This window comes from Proteus sp. G2626 (genome assembly GCF_009915985.1).
GTDB classification, from domain to species: domain Bacteria; phylum Pseudomonadota; class Gammaproteobacteria; order Enterobacterales; family Enterobacteriaceae; genus Proteus; species Proteus vulgaris.
This window is the reverse complement of sequence record NZ_JAABNH010000005.1, coordinates 65,301-87,668: the sequence shown is the minus strand read 5'-3', so window position 1 is coordinate 87,668 and position 22,368 is coordinate 65,301. Positions and strand designations below refer to the sequence as shown.

At 37.5% G+C, this 22,368-nt stretch carries 18 protein-coding genes; 9 read left to right on the top strand and 9 right to left on the bottom strand.

Annotation, left to right across the window (positions count from 1 at the left end; genetic code table 11):
- Positions 1-10 precede the first annotated feature (10 nt).
- Genes gyrB through dnaA form a run of 4 tightly spaced genes read right to left on the bottom strand, consistent with a single transcriptional unit; the run spans position 11 to position 6,054 of the window.
- A complete protein-coding gene (gyrB, locus tag GWJ05_RS01805; protein WP_036933417.1) occupies positions 11-2,425 on the bottom strand; it encodes a DNA topoisomerase (ATP-hydrolyzing) subunit B in 2,415 nt (804 codons plus the stop codon).
- Positions 2,426-2,445: 20 nt separating this feature from the next.
- Complete coding sequence (gene recF / locus GWJ05_RS01800) at positions 2,446-3,534, bottom strand: DNA replication/repair protein RecF (RefSeq protein ID WP_036933420.1); 1,089 nt, start codon at positions 3,532-3,534, stop codon at positions 2,446-2,448.
- Positions 3,535-3,545: 11 nt separating this feature from the next.
- Complete coding sequence (gene dnaN, locus GWJ05_RS01795; protein WP_036933421.1) at positions 3,546-4,649, bottom strand: DNA polymerase III subunit beta; 1,104 nt, start codon at positions 4,647-4,649, stop codon at positions 3,546-3,548.
- Positions 4,650-4,653: 4 nt separating this feature from the next.
- Positions 4,654-6,054: a chromosomal replication initiator protein DnaA gene (gene dnaA / locus GWJ05_RS01790; RefSeq protein WP_161680984.1), complete on the bottom strand. Its 1,401-nt coding sequence runs from the start codon at positions 6,052-6,054 to the stop codon at positions 4,654-4,656.
- Between the two features lie 741 nt (positions 6,055-6,795).
- On the opposite strand from dnaA, the gene rpmH reads away from it, so the two are divergent.
- From rpmH to GWJ05_RS01750, 9 genes are all read left to right on the top strand, one after another.
- A complete protein-coding gene (rpmH, locus tag GWJ05_RS01785; RefSeq protein ID WP_036933424.1) occupies positions 6,796-6,939 on the top strand; it encodes a 50S ribosomal protein L34 in 144 nt (47 codons plus the stop codon).
- 17 nt (positions 6,940-6,956) lie between these two features.
- Positions 6,957-7,316, top strand: a complete 360-nt coding sequence (rnpA, locus tag GWJ05_RS01780) for a ribonuclease P protein component (protein ID WP_071788569.1) — start codon at positions 6,957-6,959, stop codon at positions 7,314-7,316.
- Entirely contained in the window at positions 7,280-7,540 is a 261-nt protein-coding gene (gene yidD, locus GWJ05_RS01775) for a membrane protein insertion efficiency factor YidD (RefSeq protein WP_012368639.1), read from the top strand. The genes rnpA and yidD overlap by 37 nt, the downstream gene beginning before the upstream one ends.
- On the top strand, positions 7,494-7,619 hold the full coding sequence (locus GWJ05_RS18655) for a hypothetical protein (protein WP_259470041.1): 126 nt from the start codon (positions 7,494-7,496) through the stop codon (positions 7,617-7,619). The genes yidD and GWJ05_RS18655 overlap by 47 nt, the downstream gene beginning before the upstream one ends.
- Positions 7,576-9,183: a membrane protein insertase YidC gene (yidC, locus tag GWJ05_RS01770; protein ID WP_233496979.1), complete on the top strand. Its 1,608-nt coding sequence runs from the start codon at positions 7,576-7,578 to the stop codon at positions 9,181-9,183. The genes GWJ05_RS18655 and yidC overlap by 44 nt, the downstream gene beginning before the upstream one ends.
- Before the next feature lie 129 nt (positions 9,184-9,312).
- Complete coding sequence (gene mnmE / locus GWJ05_RS01765) at positions 9,313-10,677, top strand: tRNA uridine-5-carboxymethylaminomethyl(34) synthesis GTPase MnmE (RefSeq protein WP_036933429.1); 1,365 nt, start codon at positions 9,313-9,315, stop codon at positions 10,675-10,677.
- A 463-nt stretch (positions 10,678-11,140) separates the two neighbouring features.
- The gene (locus GWJ05_RS01760) at positions 11,141-11,605 is read left to right on the top strand and encodes a DUF1097 domain-containing protein (protein WP_082239428.1); all 465 of its coding nucleotides are present in this window, start codon (positions 11,141-11,143) and stop codon (positions 11,603-11,605) included.
- A gap of 165 nt (positions 11,606-11,770) precedes the next feature.
- The gene (locus tag GWJ05_RS01755) at positions 11,771-12,700 is read left to right on the top strand and encodes a metallophosphoesterase (protein WP_036933432.1); all 930 of its coding nucleotides are present in this window, start codon (positions 11,771-11,773) and stop codon (positions 12,698-12,700) included.
- Positions 12,701-12,721: 21 nt separating this feature from the next.
- Positions 12,722-14,683 (top strand): insecticidal delta-endotoxin Cry8Ea1 family protein, encoded by a 1,962-nt coding sequence (locus tag GWJ05_RS01750; protein ID WP_082239429.1) that lies wholly within the window; start codon positions 12,722-12,724, stop codon positions 14,681-14,683.
- A gap of 57 nt (positions 14,684-14,740) precedes the next feature.
- Here the strand turns inward: GWJ05_RS01750 and GWJ05_RS01745 are convergent, their stop codons facing one another.
- From GWJ05_RS01745 to GWJ05_RS01725, 5 genes are all read right to left on the bottom strand, one after another.
- Complete coding sequence (locus tag GWJ05_RS01745; protein ID WP_103005197.1) at positions 14,741-15,541, bottom strand: energy transducer TonB; 801 nt, start codon at positions 15,539-15,541, stop codon at positions 14,741-14,743.
- Between the two features lie 27 nt (positions 15,542-15,568).
- Positions 15,569-18,622: a TonB-dependent receptor domain-containing protein gene (locus GWJ05_RS01740; RefSeq protein ID WP_161680982.1), complete on the bottom strand. Its 3,054-nt coding sequence runs from the start codon at positions 18,620-18,622 to the stop codon at positions 15,569-15,571.
- A gap of 41 nt (positions 18,623-18,663) precedes the next feature.
- Entirely contained in the window at positions 18,664-20,025 is a 1,362-nt protein-coding gene (locus GWJ05_RS01735) for a surface lipoprotein assembly modifier (protein ID WP_036933438.1), read from the bottom strand.
- Positions 20,026-20,236: 211 nt separating this feature from the next.
- Positions 20,237-21,010 carry a Slam-dependent surface lipoprotein gene (locus GWJ05_RS01730; protein ID WP_161680980.1) on the bottom strand — a complete coding sequence of 258 codons (774 nt, stop codon included), beginning with the start codon at positions 21,008-21,010 and terminating at the stop codon, positions 20,237-20,239.
- A gap of 433 nt (positions 21,011-21,443) precedes the next feature.
- Positions 21,444-22,331, bottom strand: a complete 888-nt coding sequence (locus tag GWJ05_RS01725) for a LysR family transcriptional regulator (RefSeq protein WP_036933441.1) — start codon at positions 22,329-22,331, stop codon at positions 21,444-21,446.
- Between the last annotated feature and the right edge of the window lie 37 nt (positions 22,332-22,368).

Sequence of the window (22,368 nt, the reverse complement as noted above, 5' to 3'; positions counted from 1 at the left end):
GAATCTAAAATTAGATATCAATATTGGCAGCTTTCAGCGCATTCTCTTCAATAAAGGCACGACGAGGTTCAACCGCATCCCCCATTAGCGTAGTAAATAGCTCATCCGTTGCAATTGCATCTTTAACGGTCACTTGCATCATACGACGTGTATCTGGATTCATCGTGGTTTCCCATAACTGCTCTGGGTTCATTTCACCAAGACCTTTATAACGCTGTACAGCAAGACCACGACGTGATTCTTTTGTTAACCACTCAAGTGCTTCTTCAAAGCTTGAAATCGCCTGACGGCGCTCTCCACGCTCAATAATCGCACCTTCTTCAATCAGGTTACCAATAATGTCACCTAAATGAGTAATACGTTGATATTCACTGCTGTGGATAAAGTCATAATCCAGTTTATAGTCTGTATCGATACCGTAAGTACGGATACGTAATACTGGCTCAAATAAACGATTTTCATCGTTTTGAGTGATGGTATAACTATAAGTACTGCTTTGCTCTTCCGTATTATTTAAACGGTTGACCAAGCCACTCATCCATTCTTCAACTTTAGTTTTGTCAGATAAATCTTCTTCTGTGAGTGTTGCGTGATACACCAAGCTGTTTAACATGCTCAGTGGATAAATACGCTCCATACGACGAATAATTTTATGTGCAGCATGGTAGTCAACAACCAGTTTTTCAAGTTGCTCACCGTGCATTGCTGGCGCATGTTCACTGATATAAAGTGCCGCACCATCAAGTGCTATCGACATCAGATACTCGTCCATCGCGTCATCATCTTTGATATATTGCTCTTGTTTCCCTTTCTTCACTTTGTAAAGCGGTGGTTGAGCAATAAAAATATGACCACGTTCAATAATTTCTGGCATTTGACGATAGAAGAATGTCAGTAATAGTGTACGAATATGAGAACCATCGACGTCAGCATCCGTCATAATGATAATGCTGTGATAACGCAACTTATCTGGGTTATATTCATCACGGCCAATACCACAACCTAATGCAGTGATTAACGTTGCGACTTCTTGAGATGCTAGCATTTTATCAAAACGCGCTTTCTCAACGTTTAGGATTTTACCTTTTAACGGAAGAATAGCCTGTGTTTTACGGTTACGTCCTTGTTTGGCAGAGCCTCCCGCAGAGTCCCCTTCCACTAAGTACAGTTCAGAGAAAGCAGGATCACGTTCCGAACAGTCTGCTAATTTACCCGGCAAGCCACCTAAGTCTAATGCGCCTTTACGACGTGTCATCTCACGTGCTTTACGCGCAGCCTCACGAGCACGAGCGGCATCAATAATTTTACCGACAACAATTTTTGCATCGTTTGGATTTTCTAACAGATACTCGACCAGCTTCTCATTCATCAGCGTTTCTACTGCTGTTTTAACTTCTGAAGAAACTAGTTTATCTTTTGTTTGCGATGAGAATTTAGGATCAGGTACTTTAACAGAAACAACCGCAATCAAGCCTTCACGCGCATCATCACCCGTTGCACTAATTTTTGATTTCTTATTAAAGCCTTCTTTATCCATATAGTTATTTAGCGTACGTGTCATTGCCGTACGGAAACCAACTAAGTGGGTACCACCATCGCGTTGTGGAATATTATTGGTAAAGCAATAAACATTCTCTTGGAAACCATCATTCCACAACATCCCCACTTCAACACCGATGCCATCTTTTTCAGTTGAGAAATAAAATACATTTTGATGAATCGGTGTTTTGTTACGGCTTAAGTATTCAACGAATGCCTTAATACCGCCTTCATAGTGGAAATGATCTTCACGATTATCGCGTTTATCGATTAAACGGATAGAAACACCGGAGTTTAAGAATGACAACTCACGAAGACGTTTTGCTAAAATGTCATACTGGAATTCGGTCTCACCTTTAAAGGTTTCAAGACTTGGCCAGAAGCGAACAAATGTGCCAGATTTTTCAGTATCACCAATCACTTTTAAGCGATCATCAGGTACACCATGACGATAAATTTGCTGATGGATTTTTCCATCGCGATGAATCGTCAGTTCAAGTTTTTCAGACAACGCATTAACAACAGAAACCCCTACACCATGAAGTCCACCAGAGACTTTATAGGAGTTATCATCGAATTTACCCCCGGCATGCAGAACCGTCATAATGACTTCTGCTGCTGAAACACCCTCTTCTTGGTGAATGCCGGTTGGAATTCCACGACCATCATCTCGAACAGAGACGGAGTTATCTGAATGGATAGTGACAATTATCTCATCACAGAAACCCGCGAGGGCTTCGTCGATTGCGTTGTCGACCACCTCGAAGACCATGTGATGCAGACCGGTTCCATCATCTGTATCCCCGATGTACATCCCCGGGCGCTTACGCACCGCATCCAGCCCTTTTAATACTTTGATACTTGAGGAGTCATATGTATTCGACATCAACGTTTCTCGCTTTATTCCTATGGTTTAACCTCTATTTTGCCACGTTCTACGCTAAATAGCCTGCTATTTACATCTAGCATATCTTTCACTTGCCCTTGTGTTATCGCACTAACAAACACTTGAGCTTGCGTAGATTTTAGACGCTCGGCTAATAATTGACGCCGACTTGCATCTAATTCGGAAGCAAAATCATCGAGCAGATACAGGCATCTTTGCCCATTCTTACGAGTGAAATATTCACCTTGTGCCAATCTCAATGCACACATCAATAGCTTGAGCTGACCTCGTGACAACATATCTTCTACTGGCGTGCCGTTTGCTCTAATACGTAGATCCGCTTTATGAGCACCAAGAGAGGTGTATGCTAACATTTTATCACGTTCAAATTGACGTGTTAGCAATTCACCATAATCAGTTTCTTTATCCCATCCACGCTGAAAACTGACTTTCAGCGAAAATTCAGGTAGAAACAGACGACACGTTTCTTCAATATCTTTAGCGATATCTTCAGTATATTGAGCTCGCCATTCACTTATCTGTTGCGTTAATAAGATAAGCTCTTTATCCCAAGGCATCAGCTGTCGATAAGACGTTGCTTGCCTTAGTGCCGCATTACGTTGTTTTAAAACACGTTTTAAATCAGACCATGCGGCGAAAAATCGAGGTTCATTATGAAAACAACCCCAATCGATAAACGCGCGACGATATTTAGGCCCACCATTTAGCAAGGTAAAACCTTCTGGTGTAATTAATTGCATCGGTAACAATTTAGCTAATTCTGCAATTTTATGACCATCACTTCCGTCAATGCGTACCGTGCTATTACCTTCGCGATCTTTACTCAATCCAATCGCATAGCCACGGCTCTCGTCATTAAGCCCACTTAAGCGCCCATGAAGAATAAATTCATGTTCATCATGTTGGATCACGCGATTTGCTTGAGAACTACGAAATGCTCGTCCATGTCCTAAGGTATAAATCGCTTCAAGTATACTTGTTTTACCACTTCCGTTTGGCCCAACAAGAAAATTAAAGCCATCCGCTAATGGCAGATCCGCTTGTTCAATATTTCTAAAATGGCGGATCAATAAACGGGATAAAATCATCTTAGTGGCTATTATAAACGCATTGGCATAACAACATAAGCCGCGGCAGAACTTGCCACATTCTCAACTTGAACACTTGAAACAGCATCCGTTAGCAACAGCTTAACTTCTTCACATTTCAAGGTATTCAAGACATCAAGGAGATAACTGACATTAAAGCCAATTTCCATTTCTTCGCCTTGATACTGGACATCAACAATCTCTTCTGCTTCTTCTTGCTCTGGGTTGTTTGCTGTAATTTTCAATTGACCATTCGTGAGATTTATACGCACACCACGGAATTTCTCATTTGATAAAATTGCAGCACGAGAAAATGCCTGTTTAAGGATATCACAACCCGCAATCACTGTTTTGGTTGGGTTTTTCGGTAATACCCGACGATAGTCAGGAAAACGTCCATCAACCAATTTCGAGGTGAAAATAAAATCACCTACATGAGCACGTAGATTATTACTACCGATTTGCAGTTGCAGTGAGCTTTCACCACCACCGTCGAGTAAGCGCATCAATTCGATGACACCTTTACGAGGAACAATAACAGAATGCCCAGGTAAAGATTGTCCAATATCCATTGAACAAACCGCTAAACGGTGTCCATCTGTTGCCACTGTGCGTAATTCTGTATTTTCAGTTTCAAACAACATACCATTGAGGTAATAACGCACATCTTGATGCGCCATTGAAAATTGTGTGGACTCAATGAGGCGTTTTAATGTTGCTTGAGGCAAGGTAAATTCAACATCACTTTGCCAATCATCTAAGTTAGGAAAATCAGATGCAGGTAAGGTTGATAACGAAAAACGACTACGACCTGAACGCACTAAAAGGCGATCACCATCGAGCTCAACACTGATTTCAGCACCTTCTGGTAACCCACGCCAAATATCAAAAAACTTACGCGCAGGAACAGTTGTGGCGCCAATTTCATGAGATTGGCTAAGATTAACTCTTGCCACCATCTCCATTTCAAGGTCAGTTCCCGTTAATGATAAAGTGTTTTCAGTCACCTTAAGCAATAAATTACCTAAAATGGGTAAGGTAGGACGACCACCTAAAGGGCCACTCACTTGTTGTAGCGGCTTAAGAAGCTGTTCACGTTCAATGATAAATTTCATAGCGCTAGGATGATAATGTTCTGATTAAGTTAGAAAAATCTTCTTTGATATCGTGACTTTCTTCACGCAATTGCTCTATTTTTCGGCATGCATGAAGAACAGTTGTATGATCACGACCACCAAAGGCATCCCCGATTTCAGGCAAGCTGTGGTTTGTGAGTTCCTTTGCCAGCGCCATTGCCATTTGCCTCGGACGGGCAACCGATCGGGATCTCCGCTTTGACAGTAAATCAGCAACTTTAATTTTATAATATTCAGCAACTGTTTTTTGAATATTATCGATAGTGACTAATTTTTCCTGTAGAGCGAGCAAATCACGTAATGCTTCACGTACAAAGTCGATAGTAATCGCACGACCTGTAAAATTCGCGTTTGCAATCACTCGGTTTAATGCACCTTCAAGCTCACGGACGTTAGAACGAAGTCTTTTGGCAATAAAAAAGGCCACTTCGTCAGGTAACTGAATTTGGTTTTCATCCGCTTTTTTCATCAAAATCGCCACTCGAGTTTCAAGTTCAGGTGGCTCTATCGCCACCGTTAATCCCCAACCAAAGCGTGATTTTAATCTATCTTCAACACCGTTTATCTCTTTCGGATAACGGTCTGATGTTAAAATAATTTGCTGATTACCCTCTAACAATGCGTTAAAGGTATGAAAAAATTCTTCTTGTGAACGCTCTTTATTGGCAAAAAATTGAATATCATCAATCAATAGCGCATCCACAGAACGGTAATAGCGTTTAAAGTCTTCTATCGCATTATTTTGTAACGCTTTAACCATATCTTGAACGAAACGCTCAGAATGCATATAAACCACTTTTGCATTTGCTTTACGTTCCATAATGCTGTTACCTACAGCATGCAACAAGTGCGTTTTACCCAGCCCAGTTCCACCATATAAAAAAAGTGGGTTATAAGCACCACCAGGATTATCAGCAACTTGTCTCGCGGCAGCTCTTGCTAACTGGTTTGATTTACCTTCAACAAAGTTATCAAATTTATGTTTTGGGTTAACGTTCGAACGATAATTAAGCTCAGGCAGTTGAGATGCGGGTTGATTATCCCAGCTAGGGCGAACAGACTGACTATACGTGGGTGCCGTATTGACTGTCGGATGCACAACAGCTTTAGGAATACTTTCCGTTGTCTGTGTTGATACCGGTTTATTACCCACTTCAAAACGTAGGGAAGGGACTTCAGAACCACAAAAATCCACTAGTAATGCGTTGATATTATTAATGTATTTTTCTCTCACCCAATCTAAAACAAAACGATTAGGTGCATACAGCGCCAGCGTATTATCGCTTAGTTCTGCCTGCAAGGGACGTATCCACATACTAAATTCAGTGGCAGGTAACTCATCCTGCAATCGGGCAAGACAATGCTGCCAAAGCGAAAGTGACACGGCGAACTCCCCTAAAAAAACAAGACTAAAAAATAAACAGGAAAAATGCAGTTAAACACTGTGTGCCTAAATACAAAGTGCACAACACCGTTCCTCTTCAATTCTTAATAAGGAACAACTCTTGGTGACAACGATTTTTTTACATCGTGACTCACGATCGCAGACTGGCTATTCTGATCGTGACGGGGGATCATATCGCAAAATGAAACGAAGATCCTCTTTCTTTTGCACAGTTTTTATGGTTTTTATCCACAGGCTTGCCGATTTGTGATAATTCACCAAATGAAATATGCAAAGGCGTTCTAGTGTACTTGAGTCGCCCTATAAATAGCAATTGGGGATAACTTTCTCTTTGTATAAATCTCTCTTTCTTATAGTAAGTGATCAAATATCTCTCATTTGATCCACCAAAGATCCTTGCGCTTTCACCATGAGTCCGTATAATCTTGCACCCTGCGTGCTTGTACCAACAAAGTCACTTATTAAGACTCTCTTTTAGGTCGATAATAAGCGTACTCGTTGCGCATAAGTCAGGATTGATTATCGGGTTTGCTAAAAAAGACGACAAAAATCGGTACTTAAAGCGTCATCTTGATTGACGCATTTGAGTGATTTTATTACAATCCCGCATCTTTCCATCATTGATGCTGCGATTGAAGTACTGGTTTGTTTATTTATTGCACGCCTGTCTGTCAACGCATTTGCTGAATCAGTAATAATATTAAGTAGGTAGAAATCGCCATGAAACGCACTTTTCAACCGTCTGTACTGAAGCGCAACCGTAACCACGGCTTTCGCGCTCGTATGGCCACTAAAAATGGTCGTCAGGTTCTGGCTCGCCGTCGTGCGAAAGGCCGCTCTCGTCTGACCGTTTCTTCGAAATAATAAAAGCTAACCATTCCGTGGTTAAGCTCGCTTTTCCAAGGGAGTTACGTTTGTTAACTCCCAAGCATTTCAATTTTGTTTTCCAGCAACCACAACGCGCGAGTTCACCAGAAGTTACTATTTTGGGTCGCCAGAATGAGCTGGGGCATCCCCGCATCGGTCTAACTATCGCAAAGAAAAACGTTAAACGTGCTCATGAGCGTAATCGTATTAAACGATTAGCCCGTGAATACTTTCGTTTACATCAGCATGAATTACCGCCGATGGATTTTGTGTTATTAGTAAGAAAAGGGGTTGCTGAACTTGATAACCACCAATTGACGGAAGTGTTGGGTAAATTATGGCGTCGTCATTGTCGCTTGGCTCAAAAATCCTGATCTTGCTGATTAGGGGCTATCAACTGGGGATTAGTCCTCTGTTGGGGCCTCGTTGTCGTTTTAATCCTACGTGCTCTCATTATGGAATTGAGGCATTGCGCAGGTTTGGAATGATAAAAGGTAGTTGGTTAACAGTGAAACGCATATTAAAATGCCACCCTTTACACGAAGGTGGTGATGATCCTGTCCCACCTAGAAAAAACGACGATAACAGAGAAAATTAACGATGGATTCGCAACGCAATCTTCTATTCATCGCTTTGCTGTTCGTTTCTTTCCTGATCTGGCAGCAGTGGGAGGGTGATAAAGTTTCACAAAACACCACCACTACCACTCAGATCTCGCAACAAGCGGACATGCCGAGTAGTGATAGTCTTGCTGTAACTGGTAACAGCAATGAGCAGGCAAAATTGATTACCGTAAAAACTGATGTACTTGATCTTAGTATCAATACTCAGGGCGGTACAATCGATGAGGCTGATTTGTTAGCCTATCCCGCCGAGCTTAATTCACAGACACCTTTCCGTTTACTGGAAACTACACCTCAATTCCTGTATCAGGCTCAAAGTGGCTTAATCGGCCCTGATGGCCCAGATCAGAAATCTCGCCCAATTTATAGTGCTGATAAAAACGACTTCGTACTTGGTGAAAATCAAGATGAATTACGTGTACCTATGACTTTTGTGAATGAAGAAGGCGTAAAATTCGTCAAAACCTTCATTCTGAAAAAAGGCCAGTACGATATCGGTATTGAATACAAAATTGAGAATACAACAGATAAGACACTGACAATGAACTTCTATGGTCAGTTAAAACAATCTGTTAAATTGCCAGAAAGTCGCGATACGGGTAGCAGCAACTTTGCGCTACACACTTATCGTGGTGCGGCATACTCCTCAGACGAAACCAACTATAAAAAATATAGTTTTGGTGATATCGAAGATAAAAACTTATCTATAACCACAAATAATGGTTGGGTTGCGATGTTACAACAATACTTCGCAACAGCATGGATCCCATCTAAAGATAGTCAGAACAATAACTTCTACTCTATTACTTTAGAAAATAAATCTATTGCTCTGATTGGTTATAAATCAGCACCTGTCACTATTGCTCCCAATAGTACAGCGGATATCACTTCTACATTATGGGTTGGCCCTGAAATTCAGTCAGAAATGTCCGCTATCGCGCCACATTTAGACCTATCTGTAGACTACGGTTGGTTATGGTTTATCTCTCAGCCACTGTTTAAACTGCTGAAATTCCTTCACAGCTTTATCGGTAACTGGGGCTTCTCCATCATCATGATCACCTTTATCGTTCGTGGTATCATGTACCCGCTGACCAAAGCGCAGTACACCTCCATGGCGAAAATGCGTTTATTGCAACCCAAACTGGCTGCACTGCGTGAACGTATTGGTGATGACAAACAACGTATGAGCCAAGAAATGATGGCGTTATACAAACAAGAGAAAGTGAATCCTCTGGGGGGTTGTTTACCACTAATTATCCAGATGCCAATCTTCCTTGCGTTGTATTACATGCTGATGGGCTCAGTTGAATTACGTCATGCGCCATTCATGTTATGGATCCAAGACTTGTCTGCACAAGATCCGTACTACATCCTGCCATTATTAATGGGTGTAACAATGTTCATCATTCAGAAACTGTCGCCAACAGCAGTGACTGATCCGATGCAACAAAAAATCATGACCTTTATGCCAGTTGTGTTTACCGTATTCTTCTTGTGGTTCCCATCAGGTCTGGTTCTGTACTATATCGTCAGTAACTTAGTGACCATCATCCAGCAGCAGTTAATTTACCGCGGCCTGGAAAAACGTGGCTTACACAGTAGAGACAAAAAATAAAGTCTCATGAGGAAAAACCTCTTCCTTGGTTACATTCAAAGGAAAGTGACATAAAATAGCGAAGGCGGTCTACAATGACCGCCTTCTGTTTTTATATTGATATGATTATTCTGATTAAGCGAGTACACCATGCATAGCACTGATACTATCGTCGCTCAGGCCACACCTCCGGGAAGAGGCGGTGTCGGTATCCTACGCGTTTCTGGCCCCAAAGCGGCCCTTGTGGCGCAAACTGTTTTAGGTAAGTTGCCTAAACCACGTTATGCCGATTACCTGCCATTTCGCAATGATGACAACTCAGTACTTGATCAGGGTATCGCTCTTTTCTTTCCTAACCCAAACTCATTTACGGGTGAAGATGTTTTAGAGCTACAAGGCCATGGTGGTCCTATTATTCTGGATTTATTACTAAAACGTATTTTGCAGATCCCAGGTGTGCGTATTGCAAACCCGGGGGAATTTTCTGAACGTGCTTTTTTAAATGACAAACTCGATTTAGCACAAGCAGAAGCGATTGCTGATCTAATTGATGCCAGCTCAGAACAAGCCGCCCGTTCAGCAATTAATTCTCTACAAGGTACATTTTCCTCTCATATTAACGAGATGGTGGAGTCATTAACTCATCTACGTATCTATGTTGAAGCAGCTATTGATTTCCCAGACGAAGAGATAGATTTTCTTTCTGACGGTATCATCGAAGGAAAACTTAACGCCGTTATTGCTGAATTAGATGATGTTCGCGCTCAAGCTCGCCAAGGTAGCTTATTACGCGAAGGGATGAAAGTCGTTATTGCAGGTCGCCCTAATGCAGGTAAATCGAGCCTATTAAACGCCTTAGCTGGCAGAGAAGCCGCCATTGTCACAGATATTGCGGGAACGACTCGTGATGTATTGCGCGAACATATTCATATTGATGGTATGCCATTGCATATTATCGATACTGCAGGCTTACGTGAAGCAAGTGATGAAGTTGAACGCATAGGTATTGAACGTGCTTGGAAAGAGATTGAGCAAGCAGACAGAGTACTATTTATGGTTGATAGCACCACAACCGATGCAACAGCGCCTGAAGATATCTGGCCTGAATTTATGGCTCGTTTACCAAATACCTTGCCTGTTACTGTTATTCGTAACAAATCCGATCTGACCGGTGAAAATGTCGAGATCACGGCACAAGGTAACTACCCAATGATCCGCTTATCCGCCCGTGATGGTATGGGTATCGAATTACTGCGCGATCACCTAAAAGAAGCGATGGGCTTTAATAGTAATACTGAAGGTGGTTTCTTGGCTCGTCGTCGCCACTTGCAAGCCTTAAATACCGCGGCAGAACATTTACGCCAAGGTCATGAACAATTGGTTTATGCAAAATCGGGTGAGTTATTAGCAGAAGAATTAAGACTTGCTCAACAAGCCTTAAGTGAAATCACGGGTGAATTTACTTCAGATGATTTATTAGGTCGTATTTTCTCTAGTTTCTGTATCGGGAAGTAACCTTCTATTTTCTACCACCTATAGCGTGTCATTTCTGCATTACCGGTTATAACAGGTAAGCTAAGATTTACACGCTACCATTTCTCTTAAAAATAACGCCGTCATTTCTGACTGTTTAGCCAAAAACGACTCATATTAATTATTAAAGAACAATAGTTCATATAAACAATTTCGCTTTTATGCTTTATATAAAATACCTTTTTATTCTTTCTTATTAATACCCAGATGATTTTATAAATTAATAGCAGAGACGCTTGAAAATACGTTCATTCAAATTTAATTACGCAATCGTTTACTTTTTATTTTTTCTATTTTTAATAAAAATCAATATCTAAAGTATGTATTAATACCTTTATTAATTGTGCTTTTTTATGATCTAAATATAGATTAGCAGTCCACCAGAATGATAAACTTCGCCTTTAGTTAACTGGGTAAATATCCCCCTTATATTTAAGAGTCTATCGTGAGAACGCTTTATTTTACTGCGCTGACAACAGGCATTCTTTCTGCCATTTGGGCATTTATTGCCAATCAATTTGGTTTATTAAGCTGGGCTGGTTTCTTAGGTTGTACTGCTTATTTCGCTTACCCTAAAGAAGGCATTAAAGGGTTAGTTGTCACTATAGCAACCATTATGAGTGGCATTATTTGGGCATTAGCGATTATTTATGGTAGCCAAGTATTTAATGATATCTCTATTTTTGGTTATGCCGTAACGGGTGTGATTGCCTTCGTGATGTGTATTCAAGCCAAAAGCGCTCTGCTTGCTTATATCCCAGGGACATTTATTGGAGCATGCACTCTATTTGCCGCTCAAGGGGATCTCCCTCAAACTATCCCTTCATTAATTGTCGGTGTTTTATTTGGTTATGCCATGAAAATGAGTGGACTTTGGATTGCAAATAAATCACAAAAAAATGTAATTTAATTCTTTTATCATATAAATAAAAAGCGGTACGCATTAATAAAGTATTGCTTTTTATTTTTCTTCTATTTTATTTTTCCATATATTACTAACAAACTTTGAAATTGTAGTTATTTATCTATTGAGTCAAAAAGGAGGTCCTCAACTTCAGTAAAAAGGAATATAGAAATGACATCCCCAAAATCGACAGATTACAACATTATCGTCATGTCCGACCCTCAACCTTGGCGACTGGATCTAGATAATAACGACCCCAATAATGACCAAGACCGTTGGGGATCTACCGTTAGAAAAGTCAGAGATAGCATCAAATTATTACACCATGAGAAATCATTTGCTTTTGGCATTATCAATGGTGATTTAACTGAATTCGGTCGTCGTTACCAACGAGAAAGTTTTCGTTCTCTTTTTGCCCCATCCCCATTAGGATTTAACACCTATGTCGGTCTTGGTAACCATGACTATCAAAATAATGTTGGTGATTGCGCTGAGCCTGGTAATTCTGATTACAGTATGAATGCCTGTGCTCGTGGCATGGTATTTGATATGCACTACCGCATTGAAGAATATCAACATTATGCAACTTCTGAAAACTTTAGAGCTGATAGTAGCGAATATTCCGGCAGTAAAGCCTATTCTTGGGAGTATGGTGATATTCATTTTGTACAATTACAAAACTATCCTACCTATCATGTCGTGCTTGATCACTGGGCTGCATCCACAATTACAGTCACCGATTCAATTGATTGGTTAGAAAAAGATTTAATTCAAGCAAGAAATCGTAATAAAACCATCGTGTTAAACTTTCATGATGGTAACCAACACTTTCCTGAAAACTCTTCACAAGAGGAACTCTCATTCTTTAAATACATGCTTGAGCATTATGGTGTGAAAGCTGTATTTGTTGGTCATACCCATTATGTTGGGCAGGATAATCGCTATGGAGGAAGTGAGATCTTTGGTGATATTCCTGTTTATAACAGTGGCGCTTTATTTAAAGGCGATTACTTATCTGTCGACATCCGGGGCTCTCAATTTTCTATTGCGGTTTATAACGGATTATCAGGGCAACCCGAATTAATCGAGCATTGGAATTAGTTCAAATAAGGAGCTTCAGTTATGCATTTAAACCCATTAAAAATCGCCATGAGTCCGTCATCATTACCCGCTACACAGCAATTACATTGTATCGATTATCAAGAATTACAAGATGGTATGTTAGATATGATTAATCGTAACAGTAATGTATTGCCTACAATTGTAGATAAATTTAATGAACAAGATCCACTCAATGCCCCCATTATTGTCGGACAAACAGTTATTGGACATATTATTGGCTTAGTACCTGTTGTTGGCGGTGTATTATCCAAAGTCACTTCAGCGCTCTTTAATATGATGAATAAAAATATGAAAGATAGATCTCTCGCTGACCAGATTATTGAACATGTCTCTCATATTATTGATGCAAAAATTACTGACAATAATGTCAAAATTATCAAGTTAACTACGGAAGGAATTTCTGATGTTTACCAACTATTTTCTGATACTCTCTCCCGTTATCTTGATCCTAACGCGAATTATTCTGAGCAACAAAAAAAAGACTTACAAGAACAAGTACTAAACCGTTTCGATGATGTTATTACGACGGTTATTTCTCAACAACCGCTAGTTTTAAATTTAGCACAATCAGCAGGACTCCCTTTTTACTGCCATTGTTGCGCACTTTTTGTTGCAGCACACTGCGATATTCTGACCAATAAAGATAGCCTAGGATTAAGTGATAATTACTTTAAAAGTAATTTAAGAACATTAAGAGAAAGTATAGATAAGTTCAATCGTGAAATTCATACTGCAATTTATCAGCAAACCTCTGGGATATTTAAAGATGATTACAATAAAAGTAATACTTTTTTATCTGGTATCTATACCTCCGGCCTCTCTTTTTATCAGACTTGGGTAAAACGAAGTTTTGCCATTGAGTTAAATACCCCATTTTCTCGCTGGAATAGCTTAGAGTTATATGGAAATGACTATAGTCATGATCCAAAAATCAGTTATTACAACGCTTATTTTGATATAGGAAAAGACATATTACACCGAACATCAATGTTGCAAAGTATCGAAACGTATTCCCATATTGATGCCATTATTCGCATTAAACACAACTATTTCAGCGTTGAAAAAGTGGCCGATAGTTTTCAATATGAAGGCTGTTATGGTGTGACGGGTGATAACCAAGATGTCGTGAAAACAAGAACATTCTTCACACCAGATAGTAATAAAGCCTATTTATCGCCCTCTCAAATTTTACCTTCTGTTCGCTATATTTCTGATACACCTTGGGGCACTTTACATTATATGGTGCTTGATGATGTAAATAATGATAGCTTTACTCTTGGACAAGGTAACAGAGAGAACAAATCCTATCTCAATATTCCAGGTTACTGTTTTAATGGTGTAAACCTTTATTTAAGCCGACATAATGGTAAACAATGCCATGATGATTCTGGCGCTTGGCTAACAGAGTCAGCACCAATATTTCGTTTTTATGATGGCTACGCATCTCTTTTATTAGAAACTGAAAACCATTTACCTGTACCGCAAAAAAGCTATGAGTTAGATTTAAATCATGGGTTTGATACAAAGTTAAGTAACGCCCAATCTGGTTATAGCGATATGCTGGTAGGTAAAAACTGTATTTTATTAAATCAAGAGGCCTATTTTTGCTTACCTTCAGAAGAACCCATAGGTAAAACAAATTCCGCTCAGAAGATGAAAATATTATTACAGTGTGCAGCTGAAAACGAACAACAATTATCAGTGTTTATAAGAACGGGTAACGCGATTAATGGTTCATTGATTGCCTCAAATGAGTTTTCTCTTGGGCTTAACCAAGACAATATTATTTATAATATAAAGCCGTTACTTAATCACCCTATCACAAATAATAAAGCCTATTTTCGTACCTATCAGCTTGAATTAAATTGTTTATTTACTCATGAGAATGAATCAAATCTTTATTTCTATTTACACTTTTCTAAACCGAATACGGTATTAGCAGATATTACTGTTATGTTCTAATAGTTGTTCCTAAAAAACACCTAAGTACGATGTAAACTTAGGTGTTTTAGACAATCCTCAATTTAATTCGAAATCTAATGAAACAATCAAAGGATTCAATAAGTTTTCGGGTTTAGGACCTATAGGTTTTACGCGTTTAACCGCAGCAATAGCCGCATTATCAAGGGAAGAAATACCCGAGGTACTTTCTATCTCAACCCTTGAAATCACACCTTCTGATGTGAGTGAAAAACTCACCACCACCTGACCTTCATGTTGCATACGACGTGCTTGTGATGGGTAACGTTTATGACGCTCTATTTCTCGACGCAGTGAGCTAATATAGTGATTATCAGATCCGCCTTGCCCTATCCCTTTCTCGCTTAATGCATGACTTCTTCCTGCTAACGAACTTGCCGTATGTTGCGTCAAGCTTTCTGCCGAGGCTTCTGATGTCGTTTGCGCTATTTGGCTTTCTAACTCACGCTGTTCTGTCGGCTCTACTTTTTCTTGCACCACCTGTTTTTTTACTGGTGTAATTGGTTTTGGTTTTAGAGGTATCGGCTTTTCTTTTATTTTTTCAGGGGGCTTTTTTTGTACTTCAACAAATTCACCTTGTTGAGCGCTCGGTAAAATAATGGCAGTGTCTTGAGGCTCAATTTTTTCAATCGGCTCAGGTATCACTGTAGATTGTTGGGGCGGTGAAAATACCACTTGGTAAACGGATAATGTATTTTCTTGTTGCTGATGAATATGGTGTGCACTTTCTGTCATAGAAAGTGAACGCAACACCCAACTTAATATGGCGATATAAACTAATGATATGCCTATTAGCCAATAATAAATATTAAACGGATGCCTGACAGAAAGTGCCAACATAAATAAAAGCTCCTTACTCTCTTTTAGTTAAAATTGTGCAGTCATACCTAATCGGAATGTTCTTCCGGGTGCAGGCATACCTGATCGCGTTAAAGGATCAATGTAGTATTCATTTAATAAATTACTGCCCGTTATTTCAAAAGATAAATTAGGGCTATATTGATAGTTAATATAAGCATCAACGGTAAAGACTTTTGCCCAACGCATTGGATTATTATTTTGACCGTACATTTCTCGTGGTAATTTTTCTTTTAGCCATTTTTCATCTTTATTTTCCACTTCTGATGAATAAAGCCAGCGACTACCAATTTCTAATTTATTATCTAACCAACGAGTACCTAAATGTAAATTAACCGAATATTTAGGTTGAATAGAGGTACGTAAAAAACCACCAGGATAACCACCCGTCATACACTCTTTAATACCCAAAAAACCAAATGGATCATAGTTACTAAAAGCATTTTTATCACATACTTTATTTTTATGGCTATAAACTAAAGCTGTATCCATAAAAATAAAGCCATTATCAAAGCGAGCTTGAACCTCTAACCCCTCTAATATTTGCTTTTCAAATTGCCTAATTTGCCAATTCGTATCTCTATCAAACACATTTTCAATATTGGTACGAAAATAATTAACTTTAATATCGGCATGGCGCTCCACATTTAGCCAATCTGTCAAATCGAAAACAACACCTAACTCAGTACTTTTTGCACGTTCGGGTTTTAATTTAAAACCGTAATAACGCGCTTTGGACCCAGAAAAACCACTGGTGTCTTCAAATAGATTAGGTAACCGTAGTTGCTCAGTATAACGTCCATAAATACGTAATATATCGTTGGCATATACCGTCGCAGACACTAAGGGTGAAAATGCGCCATGATGATAGCTGGGCTCTAGTGCAAAATTATCTTTATCATCATCAAGATAAATAGGTATTGAATTAAAAACGCCCATTTCATACTTATTAACTAGTTCACCTGTAATTGGATCAGGTACTTTTTCATTAATATCAACATAGCCACTTAAGAAGATGTTTTTACTTTTAGGTAACTCTCCATTTTCATCATAAAGTAAGACTGTATATTCAGTGACCATAAGACGTTTTTGAGAAGATTTTATGTTGAGATTTCCTTGTTTATCACGAAGAAAATCATCCTGCATCATATCAACTTGAACTCTTTTAACTCCATTACTATTAATTATCTTTTCTTTTATTTCTAATGGTAAGTTTTCATATTCAGGGTAAATAAACTTAGATTGTACAAACTCACGTATTTTTTTATAGCTTTCTGGATAACGTCGATCATTCTTTAGTTCTTCCGGTAAACCTTCTACATCAATACGGTGATAGGCTCTATATAATAAATATTCCTCAGCAGTTAAAGTTCGTCGATAAGGAAGAATAAAGCCTCTTATTGATGAGGTTTTCTCATAACCTTTTACGTTATTCCGTCGCTTATTATTTAAAAAAGTATCCGTTAAATGATAGTAATGATATTTGCCGCCAGCAGTAATGGCTAACCAAGAAAGTGGCTTCCAATCTGTGGAAAGGGCTAAATTAATTTCATGACGTTGCCCTGCTCGCCCTGAGGTAACAAAATCAAAACCGGCTGGTACTTCTAATTCATCACTGTCTAATTTTTCAAACTGATAATTACTGGAAAATGAAATAGAAAATTGAGGCGATAATTTAAATATAGAAGATAAATCGATACCATAGCGATTGTTCTCTTGATAAAGAGAAGATGTATCAATAAATCCTGTCTCATAACTGAGATCCCATTGTGTATTTCTATTAGAAAATGGATCCACTTGTTTTGGCTCCCTTGGTTTTCCTCCTCGTGTATTAGTATGACCTGTAGTTAAATTACCCCATAGCCTTAATAGTAAATCTGTTTTTTTATCTTCTGGTTTATATTGATAGGTTAATATTCCTGCCTGTTGTGTAATATTTCCCAGAGGCCACTGATTGACTAAATTTTTATCATAACGAACCCAACTTAAACGTGATGGCATAATATCGCCAAATAGTAAATCAGTGTATCGGTAATTAATAGAAAAACGGTGTATTAATTCAGGAAATAACGTTCCTTTAACTAAAAGAGAGCGACTACGATTAGAGGTATTAGGGACTTCATTATCAGGACGATAAATATGAGCAATAAAAGGTAAATAAGGCTCAAAATTTCTTGTTCCATCCCTTACATGAACGGATTCTAATAAGTCTTTATTATTCTCACTATATTTTTTGGCATTCCTTTTTCCTGCAAAGTAATTTCCTTTCTCTCGTAGAGCATAAGCAAATAATAAGTTAAATTTTTCTTCTTCAAATCCTACTCCAAGACGAAATGAATAATCTTGAAAATTTTGTACTTTACTTTTTTGAGGGGTTATTTCTAAAGCAGGATCAATAATGTAAGCATTTTGCTGATAAAACGTTGGATAATAGCGGTAATCTTCAATCATATTTGTATAAACTTCTTTATACCGTGTGGAGTTATTACTGATATCTCCTTTAAAATTGATACCAAAAGAATCGCCAATAGGTACAATATCTCGAATATCTAGGGTTTTTACTGCAATACCCCCACCAATACCCGTTTTCATATCAGGTGTTAATGAGGGACCTTTTTCAATATAGATACTGCTAATCAGATTAGAATCAATATAGTTACGATTAGATGCACCACTATAACCTCGATAAACGGTAATTGCCTGCTCTGTCCCATCCACAGTAACAGGTATTCTACCTTGCCCTTGAATACCACGAATATTAGGATCAAGCGCTCCCCCATTACGCGCTTCACCACTATAAACACCAATGGCGCTTTTTAGTAAATCAGCGGGAGAAACGCCTTGATAACGCTCTAATAGCTCTTTTCCTAAATAAACATTAGAAACATCTTTTTCATAAACGTGTGAATAACCCTGTTTATCTTTTTCTTTATTATCAGAAACTTGAATATGACCAAGATTGGTTTTATCTTCTTTGGCTTGCAGATAAAAGCAAGGAGAAAATAGTGATAGAGAAACGAAGATTGACACAATTTTCCGCTTTCTAAAAAGCATTACATGCATTATTTTACCTATTCAATTAATAAAGGAAGTCACTTATTTAATTAAAATTGTTTTTCTAATTTAAATAACACTTCATGTTGCTGATATTGATATAACCAATCCACATTGCTTAATCTTCGGGTATAACGTAATTCAATTGTGGGATAAAACCCTAAAACAAAAGGTGATTTGCTTTTAATATTGGTTGTAAAAATAATACTATTATCTTTTCTTCTCTTTTTTAATAAAGGATTATAGTTATTAAAATATTTAAATTGATACTGTAAAAAAAGAGAGATATGCCAATTAGCTGACAATGGATAATAAATACCAGTTTTTATACCATACAGATGATAATTTAATAAAGTGTTTTTTTTACGAACTAACTGATAATTTAATTGATTAACTAAGTGTATTTTATTATTAAAATAATAGTTATGGTAAGCACTATAACTAAATCGCTTACTATTTAAATTATTTAACGTTTTTTGATATTTCTTTATTTTATAATCCAAGCTTAAATTAATAGTTTGCTTTTTATTAATAAAATAAGAAAGCTGTGTTTCATTTCCCCATGCTTGATATTCATATTGTTCCCGTGATGATTTTATTTCGTAATAAGGTGTTATTGACCACTGATATTGAGGTTTTTGATAGCGATAACCCAGTTGTGTATATAATGCAAAAAAATTGGCGTTACGATGAGAGTGATAATCTATATATCTAGCATAAGTATAAGAAGAAAAAGTATAGTAAGAATAAATAATAAAAGGTTGATAAAAAGAAAAATAATGAGTAATTCCTGTAGATGCAATAGGTTTTGCACCTCTTAGCGTCGTTTTTCCTTGAGTGGATTGAGAGACAATTTTTTCAGATAAGTAAGGTGCATGATTAATATTATCGTCATAGAAAAAGCCAAGTTGATAGAAACGTTGGCCTTGAAAATAAGAGGCTAACTTAACCTTATAAAACTCAATAGACTGGATAATATCTTTAGATAAATCAATAATATTGCTCAGTTGATTAAGTTGTTGCTGTGCTTTTTTATATTCTCGTAAATGAAAGTAAAGTTGAATTAGCCCAGTTTGGGCTGGGATAAAATCGGCTTTTTGCTTAAGTTGTTGCTGATAATAAAATTCAGCGTTTAAAAAATCACCTCTGTTTTGTGCCAATAACGCCTTTGCGTAATTAACAAGTAATGCTTCATGTTGAGGTTGTTGTTGATAATAAAGCAGTAATCTTTCTGCTTTTTGCCACTGTTGTTGTTGCAAATAGTGATAAAGTTGCTGACCTACTTTAGCTGTACTCGTTGTTTCAAGATAATAAAGTAGTTTGTCGCGGCTCTCTTTTGCACTCCCATTAAATGAAAATAAAATAAGCAATAAAGCCAGTAACCCTCTAGTTAAGAGTTGATAATAATTCATGATATATCCTTATAAAAACAAAAGAACAATTCCTTTAAATCGGTTTAATTTAGATAAAAAAAAACAGATAACCCTATACCAGATTATCTGTTGCTAACATTTAGCGTAATAACCACTAATACCACTTTTAAAGAATTAACCGATTGTTTTACCAAATAAATCTATAATATTATTTTTGAAAAAATCAAGAAGCATCCATGCTTGCTGTCATTTATTCACTGTCACTGCTATTTTTTATACCACCAAAACCAATATCTTTTTTATGATCTGTACTAAACACCACAATACCCGCTAAGGCTTCTGCACTTTCACCAAAGAAAGCCCCTTCAACAGTCCCTGATGTTGATCCTTCCTTTGCATCTGCAGAAAACGTCACTTCATTATTTGCTGTATAAAGTTTTCCTCTTTCTAACTCAACTGTACGTTGGTTATTAACTAATGAACCTTCAATTTTCTTTTGTGAGAAATTAACATCGAACGTACCTGAAAGTAGATTACTACCACTGTATCGACTAATACCCATTACCGTATAAGTGGCACTATCTGTTGGTAATGTAGTTGTGACATCTTTGCCGACATAATAGGTTTGATGTGTCGCATCTGTCGTTAATGTTGTTTTTGCCCAGTCACCAAAATAGACATTGGCATCAGTGATTTTGGCAAAGTGGAAAACACCCATATTACTATGACTAGCAGGCGTACTTTCGTTAGGCTGAATAGTGTAAATTCCATTACTATCCGCCCCACCACTCATTCTTGCTGATGTTAACGAAGCAAAACCAATTTTTTTTCCACCTCCTACTGTGCTAATACCAACACCCGGCTCTCCACCAGGCATTTGATGAGAACCATATTGAACAGGATCACTTGCACCTACAGCCATCGTTGTTAAAGGGCCACTTTGATTAGAGTGAATTTCAGCATGTACTGCATGAGAGCCCATTAATATAAATAATGCGCAGACTAATTTATTACGTTTTTTCATAATAACTTCCTTATTATTTATTTGAGGGTGTGGCTACTTATTATAAATAGAAATAACAAGTAGCCACTTACAGAAATATTAATATTTTATCTATCTTTCTAGCTTCACTTACGAATATAAAGTTTGCTGTGTTGTTCGTAGGTAATATTAAATAAATCTCTTTTATTGTAAATAACACATTTTAATTAGAGCGATTTTAATTAACCCTACTTATGTTATGATAATTAGATTAATTAAATGATTTACTTTAATTTTTTATTTAAATACATAAAAAACCAATAAGTATTTCATGTTTATTTTTGTGAACAGTCTCGCAATTAATTAAATCGCTTTATTTTAAAACTAATTAATATTAAATGAGTATTTATAATTTAATATATAATAAAATTATAAACATAATCACATCTAAAAATAAAAAAGACTCTTTTATTAATTAGGTTATATCTATTTCTTCAGAAACTATATTTATAAGAAGATCACGCTCTTTATTTTTAATATTATTATTCCAAATAATACCTATTTCCCATTGTGTATATAAACCAGAAAGTGGTAATAGTGTTACTTTTTGCTTATCACAGATAAATTCAGCACTATTAGGAACAAAAGCTACCCCCAAACCTGCTGCAACTAACGCCAATTGTGTTTGAATATCTTGTGATTGTTGTAATACTCGAGGCTTTATTTGATGATACTTTAAAAAAGCATGGATCTGCTGATAAAGCTTTTCTCCTTTTTCAGGCACAAGTTGAATAAGCCCAAGCGTATCAAAATAGTGTAATGGATTATCATCCACCTCTAATACCGTAATATTTTGTATTGGAACAGCTAACATTAGTCTCTCTTGTGCTAATTGGAGACCTTTTAATGGCTCAGAAATAGGCAAACGTGAAAAAGCTAAATCCAGTTCACTTAACAGTAATTTGTCTTCCATTATATTAGAGGGCATATCATCAATATGAACCGTTATATTAGGATATTTTTGCTTAAATTTAGCCAATAAAGGGGTGATAAAGCTTAATGATGACAAGCCAAACCCAGCATAAAGCTCGATCTTTTGAGGCTCAATTAATTGGCGAGCCTGTTTTTCTAAAAGACGAACTTCTCTTAATACTGATTGAGATTGATTAAGTAAATATTGTCCTTCAGGCGTGAGTTTTGCACCTTGGCGCCCACGTTGAAAAAGAGTAATACCCAATTGGGTTTCTAATGTTTTTATTTGTTTTGTGAGTGCAGGCTGACTAATACAAAGCCGTGATGATGCTTCGCCAAAATGTTCGGTTTCAGCCAATACAACAAAGGCATTCAATAAACGAGTGTCCATGATTAATCATTAATCCTACATTATTTTTCCTTTTATT